The 16,876-nt window shown below is 58.8% G+C and carries 18 protein-coding genes; 10 read left to right on the forward strand and 8 right to left on the reverse strand.

Annotated features, from left to right (window positions below; all coding sequences use genetic code 11):
• Positions 1–34 precede the first annotated feature (34 nt).
• Complete coding sequence (locus FHC51_RS12615; protein WP_220435680.1) at positions 35–1,153, forward strand: PQQ-dependent sugar dehydrogenase; 1,119 nt, start codon at positions 35–37, stop codon at positions 1,151–1,153.
• Between the two features lies 1 nt (position 1,154).
• On the opposite strand, the gene FHC51_RS12620 is transcribed toward FHC51_RS12615, so the two are convergent.
• The gene (locus tag FHC51_RS12620; protein ID WP_220435681.1) at positions 1,155–1,781 is read right to left on the reverse strand and encodes a glutathione S-transferase family protein; all 627 of its coding nucleotides are present in this window, start codon (positions 1,779–1,781) and stop codon (positions 1,155–1,157) included.
• Positions 1,782–2,038: 257 nt separating this feature from the next.
• On the opposite strand from FHC51_RS12620, the gene dacC reads away from it, so the two are divergent.
• Complete coding sequence (gene dacC / locus FHC51_RS12625; protein WP_114315516.1) at positions 2,039–3,244, forward strand: serine-type D-Ala-D-Ala carboxypeptidase; 1,206 nt, start codon at positions 2,039–2,041, stop codon at positions 3,242–3,244.
• A 107-nt stretch (positions 3,245–3,351) separates the two neighbouring features.
• Here dacC and deoR read toward each other — a convergent pair whose 3' ends face one another.
• From deoR to FHC51_RS12640, 3 genes are all read right to left on the reverse strand, one after another.
• On the reverse strand, positions 3,352–4,110 hold the full coding sequence (gene deoR / locus FHC51_RS12630; RefSeq protein ID WP_220435682.1) for a DNA-binding transcriptional repressor DeoR: 759 nt from the start codon (positions 4,108–4,110) through the stop codon (positions 3,352–3,354).
• Between the two features lie 67 nt (positions 4,111–4,177).
• Positions 4,178–4,786: an undecaprenyl-diphosphate phosphatase gene (gene ybjG / locus FHC51_RS12635; RefSeq protein WP_220435683.1), complete on the reverse strand. Its 609-nt coding sequence runs from the start codon at positions 4,784–4,786 to the stop codon at positions 4,178–4,180.
• 7 nt (positions 4,787–4,793) lie between these two features.
• The gene (locus tag FHC51_RS12640; protein ID WP_220435684.1) at positions 4,794–5,522 is read right to left on the reverse strand and encodes a phosphatase PAP2 family protein; all 729 of its coding nucleotides are present in this window, start codon (positions 5,520–5,522) and stop codon (positions 4,794–4,796) included.
• 167 nt (positions 5,523–5,689) lie between these two features.
• Here FHC51_RS12640 and FHC51_RS12645 point away from each other — a divergent pair, with 167 nt between their 5' ends.
• Positions 5,690–6,925, forward strand: a complete 1,236-nt coding sequence (locus FHC51_RS12645; RefSeq protein WP_220435685.1) for an MFS transporter — start codon at positions 5,690–5,692, stop codon at positions 6,923–6,925.
• 97 nt (positions 6,926–7,022) lie between these two features.
• Here the strand turns inward: FHC51_RS12645 and FHC51_RS12650 are convergent, their stop codons facing one another.
• Together FHC51_RS12650 and FHC51_RS12655 are read right to left on the reverse strand one after the other, a co-directional pair.
• Entirely contained in the window at positions 7,023–7,835 is an 813-nt protein-coding gene (locus FHC51_RS12650; protein WP_220435686.1) for a Cof-type HAD-IIB family hydrolase, read from the reverse strand.
• Positions 7,835–9,043, reverse strand: coding sequence for an MFS transporter (locus FHC51_RS12655; RefSeq protein ID WP_220435687.1), 1,209 nt, complete (start codon positions 9,041–9,043; stop codon positions 7,835–7,837). Before FHC51_RS12655 ends, FHC51_RS12650 begins: the two co-directional genes overlap by 1 nt.
• Positions 9,044–9,124: 81 nt before the next feature.
• On the opposite strand from FHC51_RS12655, the gene FHC51_RS12660 reads away from it, so the two are divergent.
• The 7 genes from FHC51_RS12660 (at position 9,125) to crtB (ending at position 16,182) form a co-directional block, all read left to right on the forward strand.
• Positions 9,125–9,673 carry a TetR/AcrR family transcriptional regulator gene (locus tag FHC51_RS12660; RefSeq protein WP_220435688.1) on the forward strand — a complete coding sequence of 183 codons (549 nt, stop codon included), beginning with the start codon at positions 9,125–9,127 and terminating at the stop codon, positions 9,671–9,673.
• Positions 9,674–9,884: 211 nt separating this feature from the next.
• A complete protein-coding gene (locus tag FHC51_RS12665; protein ID WP_220435689.1) occupies positions 9,885–10,457 on the forward strand; it encodes a DUF2239 family protein in 573 nt (190 codons plus the stop codon).
• A 210-nt stretch (positions 10,458–10,667) separates the two neighbouring features.
• Positions 10,668–11,588 (forward strand): polyprenyl synthetase family protein, encoded by a 921-nt coding sequence (locus tag FHC51_RS12670; protein WP_114315510.1) that lies wholly within the window; start codon positions 10,668–10,670, stop codon positions 11,586–11,588.
• On the forward strand, positions 11,585–12,613 hold the full coding sequence (gene fni, locus FHC51_RS12675; RefSeq protein WP_220435690.1) for a type 2 isopentenyl-diphosphate Delta-isomerase: 1,029 nt from the start codon (positions 11,585–11,587) through the stop codon (positions 12,611–12,613). The genes FHC51_RS12670 and fni overlap by 4 nt, the downstream gene beginning before the upstream one ends.
• Positions 12,613–13,788: a lycopene beta-cyclase CrtY gene (crtY, locus tag FHC51_RS12680; protein WP_220435691.1), complete on the forward strand. Its 1,176-nt coding sequence runs from the start codon at positions 12,613–12,615 to the stop codon at positions 13,786–13,788. The genes fni and crtY overlap by 1 nt, the downstream gene beginning before the upstream one ends.
• Positions 13,781–15,259: a phytoene desaturase gene (locus FHC51_RS12685; RefSeq protein WP_220435692.1), complete on the forward strand. Its 1,479-nt coding sequence runs from the start codon at positions 13,781–13,783 to the stop codon at positions 15,257–15,259. The genes crtY and FHC51_RS12685 overlap by 8 nt, the downstream gene beginning before the upstream one ends.
• On the forward strand, positions 15,256–16,182 hold the full coding sequence (gene crtB, locus FHC51_RS12690; protein WP_220435693.1) for a 15-cis-phytoene synthase CrtB: 927 nt from the start codon (positions 15,256–15,258) through the stop codon (positions 16,180–16,182). The genes FHC51_RS12685 and crtB overlap by 4 nt, the downstream gene beginning before the upstream one ends.
• Here crtB and FHC51_RS12695 read toward each other — a convergent pair.
• On the reverse strand, positions 16,121–16,657 hold the full coding sequence (locus FHC51_RS12695) for a sterol desaturase family protein (protein WP_103823447.1): 537 nt from the start codon (positions 16,655–16,657) through the stop codon (positions 16,121–16,123). The two genes, crtB and FHC51_RS12695, sit on opposite strands and share 62 nt — an antisense overlap.
• A gap of 120 nt (positions 16,658–16,777) precedes the next feature.
• Positions 16,778–16,876, reverse strand: a 99-nt coding sequence (locus tag FHC51_RS12700) for an IS1 family transposase (RefSeq protein WP_000641146.1), incomplete at its 5' end; no start/stop codon positions are given.

Genomic DNA, 16,876 nt, shown 5'->3' on the forward strand with positions numbered 1-16,876 from the left:
TACCTTTAAGGCATACGTCGAAAAGGAGTACGTCATGCGTCGATCCTCGCTTATTTCCCTGCCATTGTTGCTAATCTCCGCCTCGCTGTTTGCCGCACCAGCCGAAGTGAAGGTTTCGGTGCTGCAAAATAAACTCGATCACCCCTGGGCGCTGGCGTTTTTGCCGCAGGATCAGGGGATGCTCATTACGTTGAAAGGCGGGCAGCTTAAACGCTGGCAGGCGGGCAAAGGTCTCTCCGATCCTATTGTCGGAGTGCCGAAGGTATGGGACAGCGGTCAGGGTGGATTGCTCGACGTGGCGCTGGCTCCCGACTTCGCAACCTCCCGTCGGGTCTGGCTGAGCTATGCCGAAGCGGGGGATGACGGTAAAGCGGGCACGGCGGTAGGGTATGGCCGTCTCAGCGACGACAATACCCGGCTGGAGGGCTTTAAGGTGGTTTTCCGCCAGCAGCCTAAACTCTCTACCGGCAATCACTTTGGCGGCCGGCTGGTGTTCGACGGCAAAGGCTATCTGTTTATTGGATTGGGCGAAAATAACCAGCGCCCCACCGCCCAGGATCTGGACAAGCTGCAGGGTAAAGTGGTGCGCCTTACCGACCAGGGGGCCGTACCGGACGATAACCCGTTCGTAAACCGCCAGGGCGCCCGACCCGAGATCTGGTCTTACGGCATCCGTAACCCGCAGGGGTTAGCGATGAACCCGTGGAGCGACACGCTGTGGCTTAATGAGCACGGTCCGCGCGGCGGCGATGAGATCAACATTCCGGAAAAGGGCAAAAACTACGGCTGGCCGCTGGCGACGCACGGCATCAACTACAGCGGATTGCCGATACCGGAAGCCAAAGGCGAGCAGGTGGCAGGCACCGAGCCGCCGCTGTTTGTCTGGAAACAGTCCCCGGCCATCAGCGGCATGGCCTTCTATAACAGCGATCGTTTCCCGCAGTGGAAGAACAAACTCTTTATCGGCGCGCTGAAAGACAAAGATGTGATTGTGCTGAACGTCAATGGCAATCGCGTCACAGAAGAGGGGCGTATTCTGGGGGATCGCAATCAGCGGGTTCGCGATGTGCGGGTGGGGCCGGATGGCTATTTATACGTACTCACCGATGAGTCGGGCGGGCAGCTGTTAAAGGTCAGCCCGTCCGGGACATAGCTTAGCTGACCGGGATCATCACCACGTTGCGGTACGCCGGGCGCTCGCTCAGGTTAGTCAGCCAGCGCGCCAGATTGGGGCGGGGCGCCCACTCAAGATCGACGTTGGTGAGGTTCCAGACAAACGGTGCGACGGCGATATCACCCACGCCAAACTCATCACCTGTCAGCCACGGTTGTGTCGCGAGAGCCTCATCCAGCATGGCGAACAGGGATTCGCAGCTCTCTTTTGCTGCGTTAATCGCCGCATAGTTACGTTCGGCTTCCGGGGTTCTCACCAGCCCCATCAGGATCACACGGTGGGCAGGGGAGAGCGTCTGGTTGGCCCAGTCCATCCACTTCTCGCCGACGGCACGCTTCGCAGGCGCATCGATCCACAGACGATTCTGCCCGTACTGCGCCGCAAGGTAGCGCACAATAGCGTTGGACTCCCACAGCGTCAGGTCGGTTTCGTCATCGCGCAGCAGCGGCACCAGGCCATTGGGGTTCATCGCCAGGTACTCCGCCTCTTTATTCACCCCGTACTGCATCCCCGCCATGATCTGGGTAAATGGTAAATCCAGCTCTTCCAGCGTCCAGAGCACCTTTTTGACGTTCGTTGAATTGTTCCGGCCCCACAAAGTAATCATAATAACCCCTTATAATTAAAGCCGATCTCAGGATGAAATCCGTGTTTATGATCACCCATGGTGAGATAAACCTAACAAATACGCAACAGAGGCGAAAAAAATCGATGGGGTCAAAGCGTATCGGATTGTAATTGCATAAACTTTAAAAAAGTTTACCAGGTTTTAGTTTTTTTAAAGCCATTAGTACGTTATTAATCAACGTTTCTTGCGACACGGCGGTATGACGTGATTTTTGGAATGGACATTCGGGTGGCAACATGATGCGAAAAACTTCTTCTTTACGTGGTCTGGTAGCAGGTAGTGCGCTGCTGGTCCTTTTTGCACCTTCGCTGTACGCAGCGGAACAGGCGGCCCCAGAGGCACCGCCGGTTGATGCGCGCGCCTGGATACTGATGGACTACGCCAGCGGTAAAGTGCTGGCTGAGGGCAACGCAGACGAGAAACTTGATCCTGCAAGCCTGACCAAAATCATGACCAGCTACGTGGTAGGGCAGGCGCTGAAAGCGGGCAAAATCAAGCTCACCGACATGGTGACCATCGGTAAAGATGCCTGGGCGACCGGTAATCCGGCGCTGCGCGGCTCCTCGGTCATGTTCCTGAAGCCTGGCGATCAGGTGGCGGTTTCTGACCTGAACAAAGGGGTAATCATTCAGTCAGGGAATGATGCCTGTATCGCGCTGGCCGATTATGTGGCCGGCAGTCAGGATTCTTTTATTGGTTTGATGAATGGCTATGCCCAGCGACTGGGCCTCACCAACACCACCTTTAAAACCGTTCACGGTCTGGATGCGCCGGGCCAGTTCAGTACCGCCCGCGATATGGCCCTGCTCGGTAAGGCGCTGATTCATGACGTGCCGGAAGAGTATGCGATCCACAAAGAGAAAGAGTTTACCTTCAACAAAATCCGCCAGCCGAACCGTAACCGCCTGCTCTGGAGCAGCAACCTTAACGTTGACGGGATGAAAACCGGAACCACGGCGGGGGCTGGCTACAACCTTGTGGCGTCGGCGACCCAAGGCGATATGCGTCTGATTTCAGTGGTGTTGGGCACCAAAACTGACCGCATCCGCTTTAACGAGTCGGAAAAACTGCTGACCTGGGGCTTCCGCTTCTTCGAAACCGTTACCCCTATCAAGCCGGATGCGACGTTTGTCAGCCAGCGCGTCTGGTTTGGTGACAAGAGCGAGGTTAAGCTCGGCGCCGGAGAGAGCGGTTCCGTGACCATTCCGCGCGGCCAGCTGAAAAACCTGAAAGCCAGCTACACCCTCACTGACAAACAGCTCACCGCGCCGCTGAAGAAAGGCCAGGTGGTCGGCACCATCGACTTCCAGCTGAACGGCAAATCTATCGAGCAGCGTCCGCTGATTGTGATGGAAGCGGTGGAAGAGGGCGGCTTCTTTGGCCGGATGTGGGATTTCGTCATGATGAAATTCCACGAATGGTTTGGAGGTTGGTTTAAGTAAATAACACAGCGCCGGGTGATGGCTTCGCCTTACCCGGCCTACGAACGGCCCAAACGCCTGAATCGTAGGCCCGTGCAAGCGCAGCGCCGCCGGGCATTAAACCCCACTCAGTACATCAGCTTTATCTGCTGCGTCTTAGCATAAGCAACCAATTCCTCATCCGGACGGCAGTCGCTCACGATGGCATCAAAACAGGTCAGCTCGCCCATTCGGGCCGGGCGCACTTTACCTATCTTGCTGTGATCCACCACCAGCACATGGTACTGAGCCATGCTCATCGCCCACTGTTTTACCGGCAGCTCATCCAGATTAAAGCAGGTCGCGCCCTGACGGACATGTACACCCGCCGCGGAGTAAAAGGCGATATCCGGGCAGAGGTTATTGAGCGTGTCCTGCAGATTGAGTGGTTTGAAGATGGCATTGCTGGCGTGGAACTCGCCGCCGCAGAGGATCACCCGGCAACCCGGTTTTTCCTGCAGGGCGAGGAACGTATTCAGGGAGTAACAGACGCCGGTAAAGGGCAGGTCGTTATCAATGGCTTCGATGATCCAGGGGGTGGTGGTACCGCAATCGAAAAAGAGCGTTTGATGGGGCTGCACCAGCGAGGCGGCCAGACGTGCGGCTTTGCGCTTCTCTTCCACCAGACGGGTCTTTTGATCGCTCAGCAGATAGTGGCTGGCGCTGCGGGGTTCGAGGACGATATAGCCGCCAAGCAGCACCACGGGTCCGCTTTCGCTGTTGAGATCCCGTCGAATGGTCATCTCAGAAACACCCAGCAGCGCGGCGGCTTCTTTCAGATGCAATTTGTCGCTGCGCTTAAGCGCATTAATCAGTTGAGCCAGCCGTTCGTCACGTCGTGTTTCCATAGGTCCTCGGAGCCAAAAATGAACCCCCGTTACGCCGGGGGCTCAAGTTTAACCCGCTAAACCCGACTTAGTCACGTATCCAGCCTTTGCGGATAGGCAGGGCAAAGCAGAAGCGGTGAAGCTGCGAAAGACGTTGATAGATAACGTCACCGAACAGATTCCAGAGGATCTGTGCACTCAGGCAGCCCAGCAAGCCGACCATCAGCCCGCCCAGCATATCCATCGGCCAGTGCACGCCAAGATAGACGCGGGACCAGGCGATAGCGCAGGCCATCATCATTAAGACGATGCCTGACCAGACGCGGTGCCAGAACAGGAACGCCAGCGCAAAGGTGAAAATGACGGTGCCGTGATCGCTCGGGAAGGAGTCGTCTGCGGCATGAGGCAGGAAGTTATAGCCGACACGATCGACAAACGGGCGGTCATGAGGGAAGAGATGCCCCAGCAGCCACGATGCCGCCAGGCTAATCACCAGCGCCATGGCAATTTTAATCACCAGCTGACGCTGGGCACCCACCTGTTTGCGCGGTCCCCACAACCAGAGGATCGCAATCAGCGCCGGCACGATGCTGATCAGGTCTTTCGCCACAAAGGTGGCGAGATTGATGCTCCACTCCGCTGAAGCAGGGGTAGCATTGATCAGATGAAACAGTCCGTAGTTCAGATCTTCTAACATATCCTCGTTACTCTTTTGCAAACCAGGCGGACACCAGGCCATAGGCCACCACCTGAGAAAACCATACCCACCAGCCTGCCCACAGGTTATGGGAGAAGAAATGTGCACCGCGCATCACCTGGCCATAGCCCATCCCCAGCCCGAGCGCGATACCCGCGGCGACCATTCCCCAGGCCAGGCGCGGACGTTCACGCCAGAAGGCGAAGAACAGCCCCATCACCATAAAGCCGCTTGAGGCGTGCCCGCCCGGAAAACAGCGCCCGGGGCCGCTGCCGGCAGGGGCGGCGTCAAACAAGGGATACGACAGCGCTTTGCCGCCGTACTCCACCAGGTCCCAGGGGCAGCTGTGATGGCTGGTGGCTTTCAGTATGCCCACCACCGCCGTGCCAAGCCCCATCAGCAACGCCCCGGTCACCCACTGAGCGTTGCGTCGCCAGATACCGTAAAGCAGCGTCCCGGCAGCTAGGGCGATGGTCAGATATTTCGCCAGTCGATGATTGAGCAGATCGAGCAGCGCGTTCTGCTGCAGCGGAAAGTGTTGACTCGCCGCATCAAACCAGTAGCCGGTCAGCACCCTGTCGAGGGTTTCATCCCGCGAAAGCCAGGTAAAAACCGCGGCCAGCACCAGCAGCACAATGAACTGGTTAACATAAAAATGTACCGGCAAAGGGTAAAGGGGTTTTGTCTTAGAACTCTTTAACTTAGACAATTCTGAAGCGGAGGAAATCTGTGTCATAATTGAGGTCAATGACTGGAAAAGCCTAAGCATACGGATGCCAACTTAAGGAAACCTTAAACGACGGCGATTTGTGCGTTATTTCTGAACTGCTGCGTGAATCTGCTATCTCTGGCGCGGCCATTTCATTACACTCTGCGCGATTTTTTATCGGATATTGAGACTCCATGTTAAACCGTTCTTCTTCTGGCACTCGCCTGGGGCGTCAGGCGTTGTTGTTCCCCCTGTGCCTGGTGCTTTACGAATTCTCCACCTATATCGGTAACGATATGATCCAGCCCGGCATGCTGGCCGTGGTGGAGCAGTACAACGCCGGGATTGAGTGGGTACCCACCTCCATGACCGCCTATCTGGCAGGGGGGATGTTTTTACAGTGGCTGCTCGGCCCGCTGTCGGACCGTATTGGCCGTCGTCCGGTGATGCTCACCGGGGTGGCGTGGTTTATCGTCACCTGCCTGGCAACCCTGCTGGCGCAAACCATCGAGCAGTTTATGGTGCTGCGTTTTTTGCAGGGGATCAGCCTGTGCTTTATCGGCGCGGTTGGGTACGCCGCCATCCAGGAGTCGTTTGAGGAGGCGGTGTGCATCAAAATCACCGCCCTGATGGCTAACGTGGCGCTCATTGCCCCGCTGCTGGGCCCGCTGGTGGGGGCGGCGTGGGTGCACGTCGCGCCGTGGGAGGGGATGTTTGTGCTGTTTGCGGTGCTGGCCGCCATCTCGTTTTACGGTCTGCACCGGGCGATGCCCGAAACGGCTACCCGCATCGGCGAAAAGCTCTCACTGCAGGAGCTGGGGCGCGACTATAAAGCGGTGCTGAAAAACGGTCGCTTTGTGGCCGGGGCGCTGGCGATCGGCTTTGTCTGCCTGCCGCTGCTGGCGTGGATCGCCCAGTCGCCGGTGATCATCATCAGCGGCGAAAACCTCAGCAGCTACGAATATGGCCTGCTGCAGGTGCCGATTTTTGGCGCGCTGATTGTGGGTAACATCGTGCTGGCCCGTTTGACCTCGCGCCGTACCGTACGCTCGCTGATTATTATGGGCGGATGGCCGATTGTGATTGGGCTGGTGGTGGCCGCGGTGGCGACGGTCGTCTCATCGCACGCTTACCTGTGGATGACCGCCGGGCTCAGCATCTACGCATTTGGCATTGGGCTGGCAAACGCCGGGCTGGTGCGCCTGACGCTGTTTGCCAGCGAGGTGAGCAAAGGGACGGTGTCGGCGGCGATGGGCATGTTACAGATGCTGATCTTTACCGTGGGCATTGAGGTGAGCAAACACGCCTTCAGCAGCGGCGGCAACGGGCTGTTCAGCCTGTTTAACCTGGTAAACGGCCTGCTGTGGCTGGCACTGATGTTTGTGTTCCTGAAAGACAAGCGGGTGGGCAGTTCGTTACAGCCGGAGTAAGCGGGCATGGTGCCCGCATTTTGCCGGGTGGCGTCTTCGCCTTACCCGGCCTACAAAATCGCAGGCCCGTGCAAGCAACGCGCCGCCGGGCATGACCTTAGTTGAACGGCGCCTCGCGGTTCAGGACGCGGTCGATAATCTCCAGCACCCCTTCTTCGTTATTGTGCGGCGCTTCATAGCGGGCGACCGCTTTGATGTGATCCCGGGCATTGGCCATGGCAAAACTAAACCCGGCCTGGCTCAGCATCTCCACGTCGTTACCGCTGTCGCCAAAGGCGACCACTTCGCTGTTGTCGATGCCCCACAGCTCCTGAAGCAGACGCAGGCCGTTGGCCTTGTGGATCCCCGGCAGGATCAGGTCGATATTGCCGTAGCCGGTGGTCACCGGCACCATAATATCGCTCAGTTTGTCGTGGATCATCTCCTGGATACGCGGGATCTCCTCATCCGGCAGATTCAGCCCAAATTTAAAGAAGATGTCGTTAAAGTTGTCGAAGTTATCCACCTTTTCCAGGCGGTGATAATACTTTTCGGCAACATCATGGAACGCTTCGCCATAGTGCTTGAGGGTATAGGCGCTGCCTTTCCCGCAGGCGATCACTTCCACTTCCGGGATGGAACAAAGAAACTCCGCGACGGTGGCGAACTGCGCCTGCGTCAGCTCGCCGTTATAAACATCTTCTCCGGCATTTACCACCCAGCCGCCGTTTTCAGCGACGAAGGCGATCTCATCGGCTATCTCCGGGAAAAAGGAGATCAGCTGGTAGTACTGGTTGCCGCTGGCGACCACAAACCGTATGCCCCGTTCCTTCATTTGCGCATACTGGCGCAGAAAGCGCGCGCGATTGTACTCCTTCGCATCGTTCAGGAAAGTGCCATCCATATCAACCGCAATCATCTTAACGCTCATTATCCATTCTCCATGACAGATTCACTCTGCGACGCCGGTTTAGCGACCGCCCGGGCGACCAGAGCGGCAATGATCACTAAGCCCAGTACCACCAGCATGGCGCTGCGTAAGCCATAGTGCTCCCCGAGGAAGCCCAGCAGCGGTGGGCCTACCAGGAAGGCGAGATAGCCGGTGGTGGCGACTACGCTGACGCGCCCTGGCGCATCCGGGCCGGTATCGCTGGCTGCCGAGATGGTGAGCGGGAAGCCGAGCGAGGCGCCAAGTCCCCACAGGATCACCGACACGCCAGCAATCCAGTCGACATCAACAAAAATAATCAACGCAATGCCCAGCCCGCCCAGCAGGGCGCTGGCGCGTACCACCGCCACGCGGCTGTAGCGGTCGATAAACCAGCCGCCGGTAAAGCGACCGACGGTCATACCCAGCGTAAACCCGGCGTAAATCAGCGAGCCGGAGGTGGGACTGAATCCGTGGCCATCCACCATCAGCAGCGGTAGCCAGTCGTTTGCAGAGCCTTCGGCAAAGGCCATCGCCAGCACCACCACGCCAATCAACATCAGCTGCATATCGCGATAAAACGGCAGGCCTTTCTCACCCGTTTTGCTCTCACCGGCCTGGTTTTTGCCGTTGCCGTCCGGGATGGCGGTGATCCCCAGCAGAACCGGGGCGATACAGACCAGCGCGGCCAGCAAAGTATGGGTCGTGGCGGCGATACCGGAGGCGGTGAGTGCCATGCCGATACCGGCGCCTGCCAGGGTACCGAGGCTGTAAAAGCCGTGCATCATCGGCAGCACGGTTTTGTTCATCTGCTGCTCGATAGTGGCGCCTTCGACATTGATCGCCACTTCTGCCGCGCCAAAACTGGCACCAAAGACGGTCAGCCCGAGGGCAAACGCCAGCGGGGAGGCAAACCACAGCGCAGCGCTGAGCATCATCATACCCAGAATCGCGCAGCACATAGTGGTGCGGATCACGGTCCGCGTGCCGAAGCGCTTAACCAGCCAGGCGGAGCAGAGAATGCCGCTCATCGAGCCTATCGACAGGCCGAATAGCACGATGCCCATTTCCGCCGTCGAGACCGACAAAATGTCGCGGATAGCGGGGGTACGTGTGGCCCAGGAGGCCATCAACAGGCCGGGAATAAAAAAGAACATAAACAGCGCCCACAGGCGGCGTTGCAGCTTTTTGCGCGATGAGATGTCGGTCATGATTTCTGTACCAGAGGGACAACACAGGAGACAACACTAGCAAGTTTGTGTACATTTGTACATAAATTCGCTGAGGTAAAAATGAACAGACGACCTAACGATCCGCAACGGCGGGAACGGATATTACAGGCCACCCTGGATACCATCGCCGAACACGGCCTGAACGCCGTCACCCATCGCAAAATCGCCAGCTGCGCCGGGGTGCCGCTGGGGTCGATGACCTACTATTTTTCCGGGATGGACGCGCTGCTCGAGGAAGCATTCACCTGGTTTACGCAGCAGATGTCGGTGCAGTACCGCGAGTTTTTTGCCGGGGTGACGGGGCCGGAGATGGCCTGCGAGTCCATTACCACCCTGATTCACAGTTCCCAGGTCACCACGCCGCACAATATGGAGCTGATGTATCAGCTTTATGCCTTTATGAACCGCAGCCCATCGTTAAAAAGCGTGATGCAGGACTGGATGAAAACCAGCCAGACGACGCTTGAGCAGTGGTTTGATCCGGTCACCGCCCGCGCGCTGGATGCGTTTATAGAAGGGATGACGCTGCATTTTGTTACCGACCGGCAGCCGCTTTCACGAGAAGAGCTAAGGGCAATGGTAGGACTGATTGCGGGGGAGGGGAGATAAGCTTCAGGCCAGCGGCAGCTTCTGCCGCAAACGATGATAGTGATTTTACTTTTACGCAACATTGTGGCAGAAAGAGTTTTTAAATTTTATGCACAAATCGAAGCCATCACGTCAGGCTAAACGGGCATAACAAATTTTATCCGGGTAAAATTGGCGCCATTCTCATTGCCAGCCTATGCTTATATTTTTACCCGGATAAAAAGGCAAGCACATGCCCGCTATCACCCTCACTGCCTTCTGGCGGCAGCAGCAGATTGCGCACGGAACCCTGAGCGAACTGATGCAGCAGCTACAATCCGTTAACATCGGTCGTGAAACCGTTTTCATTTTCAACGATCGCAGCGGCAAACGCCTCGATATTCATCTTCATGAAGATATTGCCAGCGCCCTGGCGGTCTACCCGGAGCTGGCGGAAAGCACCGCGGTGAAAACCCGTGGACGGCCAAAACTGGGCGTGTCGGCAAAAGAGGTCACCCTGCTGCCCCGGCACTGGGAGTGGCTGGCCACGCAGCCCGGCGGCGCTTCCGCTACGCTGCGCCGACTTATCGATCAGGCGAGGAAAAGCGCTAAACCGGCAGATAACAAGCGCCAGCGCCACGACCGCGCCTATCACTTTATGTACGAAATCGCGGGGGATCTTCCTGGCTACGAGGCCAGCATGCGCGCGCTGTTTGCCGACGATGAAGCGGCATTTACGGCCACTATCGCAAGCTGGCCGCAGGACATTCGCGAATACGCGCTACGGTTAGCTTTTGGCAAAGAGGAAGAGAGCCACGACGCCTAAAATCTCTACAAATGTAAATTTTTGTGCAATTTGCTGGTTGGTTTTTATTTCAATGTATTGATTTTAAAAATATTAAAATCTACCCCTGCTTTCTCTTTTCCTGTCAGGCAACAAAACGCAGAAGGATACGCTACGCTTTGTAAACCAGCCTGCGGCAAGCGTTTTTACCTCTTCTGCGGACGTCGCCACCATAACACCGGGGAAGCCACTATGACCCACAGTCATGAAGATGATGTGAAGATGCTGCTGTCTGCGTTTGAGCAACGTCTCGAACAACTTTTGCCCGCGGGGGAGCAGGAAGGGCAAGTCTATGCAGCCATGCGTGATGCCACGCTTGTCGCGGGCAAGCGTATGCGCCCTTTGCTGCTGCTGCTGGCGGCGCGAGATATGGGCTACAAAACAGAGCCGACGGGCATTCTCGACCTGGCCTGCGCCATTGAGATGGTCCATGTCGCCTCCCTGATCCTGGATGACATGCCCTGCATGGACAACGCGACGCTCCGCCGCGGGCGGCCTACGGTTCACTACCAGTATGGCGAACACGTGGCGATCCTGGCGGCGGTGGCGCTGCTCAGCCACGCTTTTTGCGTTATCTCCCGCGCGCCTTCGCTGACCCACGAGGCAAAAGCGCGGGCGATTGCTGAGCTCTCTGCGTCGGTGGGGCATATGGGGCTGGTGCAGGGGCAATTCCGCGATCTCAATGAGGCCCGCCAGAGCCGAAATACCGATGAGATCCTGCTGACCAATGAGCTGAAAACCAGCAGCCTGTTCAACGCCGCTCTGCAACTGGCGGCCATTGCCGCCGACGCGCCGCCTCCGGTCAGCGAACGGCTGCGCTTTTTTGCCCGCGATCTCGGCCAGGCCTTCCAGCTGATTGATGACCTTACCGATGGCTCCAGTGCCAACGGCAAAGATCCGCATCAGGATAAAGACAAATCGACGCTGGTTGCCGTGCTCGGGGCAGAGAGTGTCTTCCTGCGGCTGCGCGAGCACGTGCGCAGCGCCGATCAGCATATTGCTACCGCCTGTCAGCCGGGAAATACCGCCCGCTACTATGTTCACATCTGGTTTGAAAAACAGCTGACGCTTATCAGCCAGAGCCTGTCGTTATCCCTGTCGGAGTGTCAATGAGCAGCCTGTCGCAACGTAAAAGCGATCATCTCGATATCGTACTGAACAGCATGCCCGGCGTAAAAAAATGTACCAGCGGCTTTGAAAAGTGGCGCTTCGGGCATTGCGCACTGCCCGAACTGCATCTTGATGAAATTGACCTCTCGACCCCGCTGTTTGGCCGAACCCTGAACGCGCCGCTGCTGATAAGCTCCATGACCGGCGGCACCCGACGGGCGAGTCAGATTAATCAACACCTTGCCATTGCCGCACAAACTCTGGGGCTGGCGATGGGGGTGGGCTCCCAGCGCGTGGCGCTGGAGAGTGACGCCAGATATGGCCTGACGCGTGAACTGCGATCTTTTGCCCCGGACATTGTGCTGATGGCGAACCTCGGCGCGGCGCAAATTGCGGGACCACAGGGGCTGGATTATGCAAAACGGGCCGTCGAGACCCTCGCGGCGGATGCGCTCATCATCCACCTTAACCCGCTGCAGGAGGCGCTGCAGCACGGCGGAGATCGCAACTGGTACGGCGTCATCGACGCCATCCATCGCACCGTCGAGGCGCTGGATGTGCCGGTGGTGGTGAAAGAGGTGGGTAACGGAATTTCAGTTCCGGTAGCCCGCAAGCTGGCGGCGGCGGGAGTGGCGATGCTGGATGTCGCCGGTGCCGGGGGCACCAGCTGGGCGGCGGTGGAGGGCGAACGCGCCGTTAACGCCCACGACCGGGCGGTGGCGATGGCTTTTGCCGACTGGGGGATCCCGACCGCAACGGCGCTCCAGGATCTGCATCAGGCGCTGCCCGATATGCCGTTGGTGGCCTCGGGCGGGATCGCCAACGGCATTGAGGTGGCAAAAGCGATCCGCTTAGGCGCAAGCCTGGTGGGGCAGGCGGCCGGCGTGCTGCAAAGCGCGTTAACCTCCAGCGAGGCGGTTATCGACCATTTTCAGGTGATTATCGACCAGCTGCGCGTCGCCTGCTTCTGCACCGGCAGTGCAAACCTGGCCCAGCTGCGTCAGGCCACGCTGGTGGCGCAAACGTAATGGCGCCAGCATGGGATATCATCTTAGCGGGCGGCGGACTGGCCAACGGGCTGATCGCCTTACGCCTGCGACAGCTACAGCCGGCGCTGCGCGTACTGCTTCTTGAGGCTGACAGTAAGCCTGGCGGGAATCACACCTGGTCTTTTCACGAGGGCGACATTACTCCGGAACAGCATCGCTGGGTTGCCCCGCTGGTGGCTCACCGCTGGCAGGGGTATGACGTCCGCTTTCCGGACCTGAACCGCACCCTTGCCGGGGACTATCTCAGCATCACCTCCGAACGTTTTGCCGAGGTGTTGACCGCGACCTGCGGCGACAATCTGCATACCCGCGTCGCAGTCACCGCGCTCACCCCGACCTCGGTGACGCTTGCTGATGGCACCACGCTCCAGGCCCGGGCGGTCATTGATGGTCGGGGCTACATGGCGGACAGGCATCTTACTACCGGCAGCCAGTCCTTTCTCGGCCAGCAGTGGCGTCTGAGCCAGCCCCACGGCCTGACCCGGCCCATCCTGATGGATGCCACGGTCAATCAGCAGGGCGGGTATCGTTTTGTCTACACGCTGCCGCTTTCCGCCACCGAACTCTTGATCGAAGATACCCACTACGTTGACGCCGCCCGACTGGATGCTGGCGTTGCGCGGCAAAACATCGCCGATTATGCCCGCGAGCAGGGCTGGGGGCTGGCGCATCTTGAGCGCGAAGAGCAGGGCGACCTCCCCATTATGCTGGCGGGCGATTTCCCGGCGTACTGGCAGGGGCGAGACAAACAGCCGTGCAGCGGACTGCGCGCCGGGCTCTTTCATGCCACCACCGGCTATTCCCTGCCCCACGCGGTGGCGCTGGCCGAGGCCATTGCCGCAAGCGCAGATATCAGCGCAGCCGCGCTTTTTTCCGTTATCCATCGCTACGCCCTGCGCCAGTGGCGCGAGCAGCGCTTTTTCCGCTCCCTCAACCGCATGCTGTTCCTGGCGGGGGATGCCGATAAGCGCTGGCAGGTGATGCAGCGGTTTTACTCTCTTAACGAAGGGCTGATTGCCCGCTTTTACGCCGGAAACATTACTCTGGCCGATAAAGCGCGGATCCTGGCAGGCAAGCCCCCGGTACCCGTCGGCGAAGCGATGCTCGCCATACTGAAACTCACTCCCCGGATGCGAGCGTTTCACCATGAATAAAACAGTGATTATTGGCGCCGGTTTTGGCGGATTAGCGCTGGCCATTCGGCTGCAGGCGCAGGGCATCAACACGCTTCTGCTGGAGCAGCGGGATAAGCCCGGCGGACGCGCTTATGTTTATCACGAAGAGGGATTCATCTTTGACGCCGGGCCGACGGTAATAACCGATCCCAGCGCCATCGAAGAGCTTTTTACCCTGGCCGGTAAACGCATGGCCGATTATGTCGAGCTGCTGCCGGTGACCCCGTTCTATCGCCTCTGCTGGGAGACGGGAGAAGTCTTTGATTACGACAACGTGCAGACCCGGCTGGAAGAGCAGATAAGACGATTTAACCCGCGCGATGTCGAGGGCTACCGCAAGTTTCACGCTTATTCGCGGGAGGTGTTTAACGAGGGCTATCTCAAACTCGGCACGGTGCCCTTCCTCTCGTTTCGCGACATGCTTCGCGCCGGGCCGCAGCTTACCCGCCTGCAGGCCTGGCGCAGCGTCTACAGCATGGTCTCGCGCTTTATCGAGAATGAACAGCTGCGTCAGGCCTTCTCGTTTCATTCCCTGCTGGTGGGGGGCAATCCCTTCGCCACCTCGTCCATTTACACCCTGATCCACGCCCTTGAGCGGGAGTGGGGCGTCTGGTTTGCCCGCGGGGGAACCGGGGCGCTGGTGCAGGGGCTGGTGAAGCTCTACCAGGACCTGGGCGGCGAGCTACAGCTGAATGTGGAGGTGACTCGGCTGCAGGCCGACGGCGATCGTATCATCGCCGTCACGCTCAAAGATGGCCGGACGATCCCGGTCGCGGCGGTGGCCTCCAATGCCGACGTGGTGCATACCTATGAAAAGCTGCTGGGACATCATCCCACAGGGGCGGCGCGCGCGGCCTCGCTCAAGCGCAAACGGATGAGTAACTCCCTGTTTGTGCTCTATTTTGGCCTCAACAAGCAGCACGATCTGGCCCACCACACCGTCTGTTTCGGGCCGCGCTATAAAGCGCTTATCGACGAGATATTTAATAAAAACGCCCTGGCGGAGGATTTTTCCCTCTACCTGCATGCCCCCTGCGTCACCGATCCCTCCCTGGCTCCGCCGGGCTGCGGCAGCTATTATGTGTTAGCGCCCGTGCCGCATCTGGGAACGGCGGATCTCGACTGGGACGTTGAAGGGCCGCGCCTGCGCGACAGGATTTTTGCCTATCTCGAAGCCCACTACATGCCAGGGCTGCGCAGCCAGCTGGTGACTCACCGCATGTTTACCCCCTTTGATTTTCGCGACCAGCTTGGGGCGCATCTCGGCTCCGCTTTTTCGGTGGAGCCGATCCTGCGCCAGAGCGCCTGGTTCCGGCCGCACAATCGCGACAGCCTCATCCCCAACCTGTATCTGGTCGGGGCCGGTACCCATCCGGGAGCCGGTATTCCCGGGGTGATCGGCTCGGCCAAAGCGACGGCAGGACTGATGCTGGAGGCGCTTTCCCGATGAACACAACCCTGATGGATCACGCCACCGACACCATCGCCGTGGGGTCAAAAAGTTTTGCCACCGCCGCGAAGCTGTTCGATCCCGCCACCCGGCGTAGCGTGCTGATGCTTTACGCCTGGTGCCGCTATTGCGACGACGTGATCGACGGGCAGGAACTGGGGTTTAACGTCACTCCCGTGGAGATCGCCCCGGCCGAGCAACGCCTTGAGATGCTCAAACGCCAGACCCTGCGCGCCTGGGAGGGGGGCGAGATGCATGAACCCGCCTTTGCCGCCTTTCAGGAGGTGGCGCTGGGGCACAACATCCCGCTCCAGCTGGCTTACGATCATCTGGATGGCTTTGCCATGGATGTGCGCGAGACGCATTACGAGACCTTCGATGACACCCTGCAATACTGCTATCGCGTGGCGGGGGTGGTGGGGCTGATGATGGCGAGAGTGATGGGTGTGCGCGATGAAGCGGTGCTCGATCGCGCCTGTGATTTAGGCCTGGCGTTTCAGCTCACCAATATCGCCCGGGATATTGTGGAGGATGCCCGGGTTGGTCGCTGCTATCTGCCGGCCCGGTGGCTGGCGGAGGCGGACATCGACCCGGCGGCAATTACCGCGCCCCAGATGCGCCAACCCCTCGCGGGCATTGCCCAGAGGCTGGTGGCCGAAGCCGAGCCTTACTATGCCTCTGCCCGGCAAGGTCTGGCCGGACTGCCGCTGCGATCCGCGTGGGCAATTGCCTCGGCGCACGGGGTGTACCGTGAAATTGGCGTGAAGGTGAGCGCGGCGGGTGCCCGCGCCTGGGATAATCGGCAGGGCACCAGTTCGGTGGAAAAATCGGGATTACTGCTAAAAGGCGCCTTGCTGGCGCTTACTTCTCGTTTTGCGACGCCGTCGCCGCGTCCGGCTCAGCTCTGGCAGCGCCCTCGCTAGCTGCGCGACGCGCCTTGCGCTGGCGTAACGTCGCCTGCAATTTTTCTACCGGCGGGGCATAGAGAAAACCAAAGGAGACGCAGTCCTCTTTGCCCCGCACCGCATGGTGCAGACGGTGCGCCAGATAGAGACGCTTAAGATAACCCTTGCGCGGGATATAGCGAAACGGCCAGCGCTGATGCACCAGCCCATCATGCACCATAAAGTAGAGCGCGCCGTAGGCCGTCATCCCGGCACCAATCCACTGCAGCGGCCACAGGCCCCACGTTCCCAGTGCAATCAGCACAATCGCCAGCACCGCGAACACCACGGCGTAAAGGTCGTTCACCTCAAACCAGCCTGTGCGCGGCTCGTGGTGCGATTCATGCCATCCCCAACCCCAGCCGTGCATGATGTACTTGTGGGACAGAGCGGCGACGAGTTCCATGGCGGCAACGGTTAAAAGCACGATCACTGTGTTGTACAACGCGAGCATTGGGGCTCCTTGGGCTCGGGGGATTGTGGTCTCAGGTATTAAGCGTAACACCTAAATGGGGGAAGGGTGGGGCACCTTTATGTCAGGTTTCCACACAATCGTCATGGTAATGACTCCAACTTACTGATAGTGTTTTATGTTCAGATAATGCCCGATGACCTTGTCATGCAGCTCCACCGATTTTGAGAACGACAGTGACTTCCGTCCCAGCCTTGCCAG

Origin of the sequence: Leclercia sp. EC_58 (assembly GCF_019584355.1) — a bacterium.
In the GTDB taxonomy this organism is placed as follows: domain Bacteria; phylum Pseudomonadota; class Gammaproteobacteria; order Enterobacterales; family Enterobacteriaceae; genus Enterobacter.